This is a genomic window from Sphingopyxis sp., from assembly GCF_035565275.1.
Lineage (GTDB): Bacteria > Pseudomonadota > Alphaproteobacteria > Sphingomonadales > Sphingomonadaceae > Sphingopyxis.
The window spans coordinates 1-5,324 of the sequence record NZ_DATMST010000119.1 but is presented as its reverse complement, the minus strand read 5'-3'; the positions used below and the strand labels follow the sequence as shown (position 1 = coordinate 5,324).

The 5,324-nt window shown below is 65.8% G+C and carries 8 protein-coding genes; 5 read left to right on the top strand and 3 right to left on the bottom strand.

Translation table 11 applies throughout. The annotated features are described in order from the left end of the window. The 3 genes from VN047_RS08025 to VN047_RS08015 form a co-directional block, all read right to left on the bottom strand. Window positions 1-492, bottom strand: a 492-nt coding sequence (locus VN047_RS08025) for an AAA family ATPase (RefSeq protein WP_325541594.1), incomplete at its 3' end; no start/stop codon positions are given. Between the two features lie 47 nt (window positions 493-539). After that, window positions 540-1,334 carry an outer membrane protein assembly factor BamD gene (locus VN047_RS08020; protein WP_325541593.1) on the bottom strand — a complete coding sequence of 265 codons (795 nt, stop codon included), beginning with the start codon at window positions 1,332-1,334 and terminating at the stop codon, window positions 540-542. A gap of 86 nt (window positions 1,335-1,420) precedes the next feature. Next, window positions 1,421-2,116 carry a peptidylprolyl isomerase gene (locus VN047_RS08015; RefSeq protein WP_325541592.1) on the bottom strand — a complete coding sequence of 232 codons (696 nt, stop codon included), beginning with the start codon at window positions 2,114-2,116 and terminating at the stop codon, window positions 1,421-1,423. 156 nt (window positions 2,117-2,272) lie between these two features. On the opposite strand from VN047_RS08015, the gene VN047_RS08010 reads away from it, so the two are divergent. The 5 genes from VN047_RS08010 to proB form a co-directional block, all read left to right on the top strand. Then, window positions 2,273-2,959 (top strand): hypothetical protein, encoded by a 687-nt coding sequence (locus VN047_RS08010; protein ID WP_325541591.1) that lies wholly within the window; start codon window positions 2,273-2,275, stop codon window positions 2,957-2,959. Between the two features lie 48 nt (window positions 2,960-3,007). Then, window positions 3,008-3,403 (top strand): metalloregulator ArsR/SmtB family transcription factor, encoded by a 396-nt coding sequence (locus VN047_RS08005; RefSeq protein ID WP_325541590.1) that lies wholly within the window; start codon window positions 3,008-3,010, stop codon window positions 3,401-3,403. Continuing rightward, window positions 3,387-3,920: an SRPBCC family protein gene (locus VN047_RS08000; protein WP_325541589.1), complete on the top strand. Its 534-nt coding sequence runs from the start codon at window positions 3,387-3,389 to the stop codon at window positions 3,918-3,920. Before VN047_RS08005 ends, VN047_RS08000 begins: the two co-directional genes overlap by 17 nt. Before the next feature lie 97 nt (window positions 3,921-4,017). Then, complete coding sequence (locus tag VN047_RS07995) at window positions 4,018-4,482, top strand: nucleoside deaminase (protein ID WP_325541588.1); 465 nt, start codon at window positions 4,018-4,020, stop codon at window positions 4,480-4,482. 56 nt (window positions 4,483-4,538) lie between these two features. Next, on the top strand, window positions 4,539-5,324 hold a 786-nt coding region (proB, locus tag VN047_RS07990; protein ID WP_325541587.1), incomplete at its 3' end, for a glutamate 5-kinase.

Below are 5,324 nucleotides of genomic sequence, written 5' to 3'. Positions count from 1 at the left end.
GTGCGCCGCGGCAACGGTCCGCGTATCGGCGCGCGCATAGGCGTCGAGCAAAGCGCGGTGTCCGGCGGGCGCGAGCAGCCCGCGGTCGTCGTGCTGGCCGTGGATTTCGACGAGGTGGCCACCGACCTCGCGCAGCAGCGCAGCCGAACAGGGCTGATCGTTCAGAAAGGCGCGGCTGCCGCCATCGGCCTTCAGCGTACGGCGAATGAGCAACGGCTCGCCTGCCTCCGGCACAATCTCGTTTTCGGCGAGCAGCACAGCAAGCGGCGTACCGGACACCGGAGCGACGAAACTCGCCGTTACCTGCGCCTGCCCGCTCCCCTGACGCACCAGCGCGCTGTCGGCGCGCGCGCCGAGCGCAAGGCCAAGCGCGTCGAGCAGAATCGACTTGCCCGCCCCGGTCTCGCCGGTCAGCACGCCAAGTCCCGCCTCGAAATCGAGGTCGAGCCGTTCGATCAGAACGATGTTGGCGATGGACAGGGCGGTGAGCACAGCGCGTCCTTACCGCAGAACAAAGCGCGAATCCACGCCCCGGTTGATCAGGCGCTCGGCGCGTGCTTCTGCATCAGCTTGTAGGCGCGCTCGTACCATTCGTTGCCCGGATAGTTGGCGCCCAGCACCGCAGCAGACTTCTTCGCTTCGGCCGGGATACCCAGCGCGAGATAGCTTTCGGTCAGGCGATAGAGCGCTTCGGGGGCGTGGCTGGTCGTCTGATATTTGTCGACGACCTCGCGAAAGCGGATCGACGCCGCGAGCCAGTTCGAGCTCCGCTGGTAGAAGCGGCCGATCTCCATCTCCTTGCCCGCGAGATGGTCCTGCACCAGATCGACCTTCAACCGCGCGTCGGCGGCATAGCGGCTGTCGGGATAGCGCCGGATCACCTCGCCCAGCGCGCTAAGCGCCTGCTGCGTGATCTTCTGGTCGCGGGTGACGTCGCTGATCTGCTCATAATAGCTGAGGCCGATCAGATAATAGGCATAGGGCGCGTCCTTGTTGCCCGGGTGGATCGAGAGAAAGCGTTGCGACGCCTCGATCGCGGGGGTGTATTCGCGGTCCATGTAATAGCTGAACGAGCTCATCAGCTGCGCGCGGCGCGCCCAGGGCGAATAGGGGTGCTGCCGCTCGACCTCGTCGAACAGCGCGGCGGCGATACCATATTGACGGCGATCGAGCCGATCCTGCGCCGCACGGTACAGCGTATTGACGTCGCGCGCGACGTAACGCGTATCCTTCTTGACCGCGCCGCCCCCGGCACAGGCCGCCAGCATGGGCGTGATCACGAATGCGGCGGCGAGCAGGCGCAGCGACGCGCGCGAGGAGAAACGGTGAGTCATGCGCGCGGTATAGCCACAGCGCGGATGAACGCAAAATAAATGATAGGCCACCGGGCTCGGCCTTTTACCGTCTCGTCACCCTCATATCATCCCGCCTTGACCACGCATCCTTGCGGAACCTCCGCGGGGGCGGGAACGCGGCGCGCGGTCTTGATCGTCACCTTCGGCTCGAGCATCTGGCCGACCATCACGCCCTCGCCCGCGGTCGGCGAGATCGGGGCGTTGAAGATCGCCTCGGCGACATCGGCGCCCGCGACAATCTCGCCAAATACCGCGAAGCCCGCGCCGTCGCCGCCCGGGGCATCGGCGTCGAAGCCCTTGATGTCGGAAAGCAGCAGGAAGAAATCGCTCGTCGCGTCGCCGGGGTTGAGCCGCGCCATCGACAGCGCGCCCTTGCAGTTGGTGAGGCCGGTCGTGGTCGTCGGCTCGTGCGCGATCGGAGGAAAATTCTTGCGGGCATCGCCGCGATTGCCTGCCTGGACCAATTGGTTGGCCGGCCCCCAGCTCTTCGTCGAGCGATAGAATTGGAAACCGTCCATCCGCTTCGCATCAACGTAGCGCAGGAAGTTCGTCGCGGTGATCGGCGCGCGCCTGGTCTCGATGCGGACGGTGATCGTGCCGAGGTCGGTAACGAGCGCCACATAAGGACGCAAGTCCGCCTCGACCACCGGCTTTGCGGGCGTCGAAACGGGCGGAATCGCCGGCGGCAACTGCGTCGTCTGCGGCGGGACGGGGGTGGTCTGGACGGCGAGCGCCAGTGCGGAAAGGAAGATGGTCAGCATGGCGCCGACCATAAACGCAATCGCAGCGCCGATGCGAGCGCTTTCGGTTTCAGTCGCAGCGGCGCCACCGGAACTTCACGCCGCGCAAGCCCCCGATTGAAACCAGACCGAAAGCCGGGCTAGGCATGCGCGCGGGATATGCACGAGAGAACACCGATGACCAAAACGCCGAATCGCGATGTCACACCGGACGCCGACACGCCTGCGGATGTCGCGAACGAGGTCGGGTCGCGCCTTCTGCGCTACCTGCCGCTCATCACCATCGCGCATTTCGTCATCGGGCTCCCCGCGCTGATCGCGTCGCTTGCGCTGGCCTGGTTCGCCTTTGTCCAGGCCGATGCGACACAAAAGATGCAGACCGGTGGCGCGATGCCCTTTGTCACCTTCGGAACAAGCAACGGGGATGAGGATGGCAATCAGGACATCTCGCTGACGCTGACGAACAATGGCGTCGGTCCCGCGATCCTCGGCCCCATCGAAATTCGCTATGAAGGCAAGGCGATAACCACCCCGATCAACTTGCTCACGGCATGCTGCACGGAAGACGGGCCGGGCGCGTTGCGCTTTTCCACCTCGCCTTCGACCGGGATCGCGGTGCGGCCCGGCGAAACCATCGAGTTCGTCAGCTTGCCGCGCACCCCCGCGACCGAAAAGGTCTGGCAGATATTCAACAAGGAGCGGTGGAAGCTCGAGGTCCGCTCCTGCTATTGTTCGATCTTCAACGATTGCTGGGTCACCGAAGGCATGCAGGGACTGCCGAGGGCGGTGGACAAATGCCCCGCCAACTGGTCGCTCTATCGCGAGGATGCGCGAAACCGGATCGCCGGGACCGACGCACAATAATTCAACCAATCGGTTGACAATAGATCGGGCTGCTTCATATTCAACCACATGGTTGAACATGATTCGCACACACTCGATACGATCTTCCACGCGCTCGGCGATGCGACGCGCCGTGCCATGCTGGGCGAGCTGGCGGCCGGCGAACGGACGGTAAGCGAGCTGGCGGAACCCTTCGCGATATCGCTCGCCGCGGTGTCGAAACATATCAAGGTGCTCGAAAGCGCGGGGCTCGTCCGCCGCGATGTCCGCGGCCGCACGCATGTCTGCAGCCTCGATCCCGTCCCGCTGATGAGCGCCGACCAGTGGCTCGGCGTCTATCGCCGCTTCTGGAGCGGCCGCCTCGACACCCTCGAACGCCTCCTGCGCGCCGAGGACGCGGCACCCCCGCCGCCCAAAAACCCCTCCCCGGGAAAGAAGGAGAATGACGATGACGACGATGCTTGACCAAGGCCGTTATGGCCTGCTCACCGAACCCGCGACGCTGACAATCACCCGCCTGCTCCCGGGACCGGTCGATCGCGTCTGGTCCTACCTCACCGACGGCGAACTGCGCCGCCGATGGCTCGCCGCGGGCGCAATGGAACAGAGGATCGGCGCGCCGGTCGAACTCGTCTGGCGCAACGACGAACTTACCGACCCGCCGGGGACGCGCCCCGAAGGTTTTGGCGACGAACACCGGATGCTGTGCGAAGTCGTCGCGGTCGACGCGCCGCGCCTCCTGTCGATCAGCTGGGGCAGCACCGGCGGCGTCACCTTCACGCTCGAGAAAAGGGGCGACGAGGTCCTGCTGACCATCATCCACCAACGCGTCGAGGACCCGTCGGTCCTCCTCAACGTCAGCGCCGGCTGGCATGCCCATCTCGACGTTCTCGAAGCCCGCATGCGCGGTACGGAAGCGACGGCACACTGGGACAACTGGACGCAGCTTCGTACCGAATATGCCGAGCGGCTGTTCGGCTGATTCCCGGATTTGACCGGTCGGCTGTCCGCATGGACAGCCGACCGGAGATCGTGGCATTGCTGGCGGCACAGCCCGAGCCGGAGTGGATGCCACGATCATGGAAGACAGCGAAGACTATCTGCGCAAGGCGATCGCACTTGCCTATTCCAATGCCGAAAAGGGCGGCCGCCCGTTCGGCGCGGTGATCGTCCGCGACGGACGGGTCATCGCCTCCGCGGTCAACGAGATCGTCGAAACGGGCGACCCGACGTCGCACGCCGAACTCAATGCTATCCGGATAGCCAGCCGGACGCTGGGCTCACCCGACCTTGCCGGTTGTTCGGTCTTCGCGAGCGGCCACCCCTGCCCGATGTGCATGGCCGCGATGCGCCTCGCGGGGATCAAGGCGGTAACCTACGCCTATTCGAACGAGGACGGCGCGCCGCATGGCCTGTCGACCGCCGCGATTTATGACGATCTGGCCAAGCCCTTTGCGGAGCAGGCGATGGATATCCGCCATCTCCCCGTCCGGCTGGCCGGCAAGCCCGATCTGTATGCGGGCTGGCGCCAGCAACAGCATTGATCGCCGGCCGGACATTCGCATTGGCTGACAACGCACATCACGCTATCGGCAGCGCCATGAGCCTGTTTCCGCCTGCCTCCTGCCCCCGGCTGATCGTCAAGATCGGATCGGCGTTGCTCGTCGATCCGTCGGGTGCGGTGCGGCGCGACTGGCTGGTCGGGATCGCCGCCGATATTAGCGAGCGCGCCCGCGCGGGACAGCAGGTCGCCGTCGTATCGTCAGGCGCGATCGCGCTCGGGGCACGGCGGCTCGGCCTTGCCAAGGGCGGACGCGGAACGCTGGAAGATGCGCAGGCGGCCGCCGCGACCGGACAGATCGCGCTGTCGCAGGTCTGGGCCGAAGTGCTCGCCGCCGAAGGGCTGACCGCCGCACAAATGCTCGTCACGCTCGACGACCTCGAACATCGCCGCCGTTATCTCAACGCCGCGGCGACGCTCGACCGGCTGCTCAGCCTCGGCGTCGTGCCTATCATCAACGAAAATGACAGCGTTGCGACCGAGGAAATCCGCTTCGGCGACAACGACCGCCTTGCGGCGCGTGTTGCCCAAGCCGCAGCGGCGGGCGGCGTCATCCTGCTGTCCGACATCGACGGCCTCTACGATCGCAACCCCGCACAGGAAGGTGCCGTCCATATCGCGCGCGTCGAGCGCATTGATGCCGCAATCGAGGCGATGGCGGACACGGGCTCGGCTTCGGGTATGGGATCGGGCGGCATGGTGTCGAAAATCGCGGCAGCGCGCATCGCCAATGCCGCGGGCGCGCACCTCGCGATCGCCTCGGGCCGCATCGACCGGCCGCTGTCGACCGCAGCACGCCATACGCTGTTCGCCGCCGATCGCGGC

Coding starts and splice junctions, on each gene's coding strand:
- VN047_RS08020 (WP_325541593.1), bottom strand. CDS start 1,334: ATGACTCACCGTTTCTCCTCGCGCGCGTCGCTGCGCCTGCTCGCCGCC.
- VN047_RS08015 (WP_325541592.1), bottom strand. CDS start 2,116: ATGCTGACCATCTTCCTTTCCGCACTGGCGCTCGCCGTCCAGACCACC.
- VN047_RS08010 (WP_325541591.1), top strand. CDS start 2,273: ATGACCAAAACGCCGAATCGCGATGTCACACCGGACGCCGACACGCCT.
- VN047_RS08005 (WP_325541590.1), top strand. CDS start 3,008: ATGGTTGAACATGATTCGCACACACTCGATACGATCTTCCACGCGCTC.
- VN047_RS08000 (WP_325541589.1), top strand. CDS start 3,387: ATGACGACGATGCTTGACCAAGGCCGTTATGGCCTGCTCACCGAACCC.
- VN047_RS07995 (WP_325541588.1), top strand. CDS start 4,018: ATGGAAGACAGCGAAGACTATCTGCGCAAGGCGATCGCACTTGCCTAT.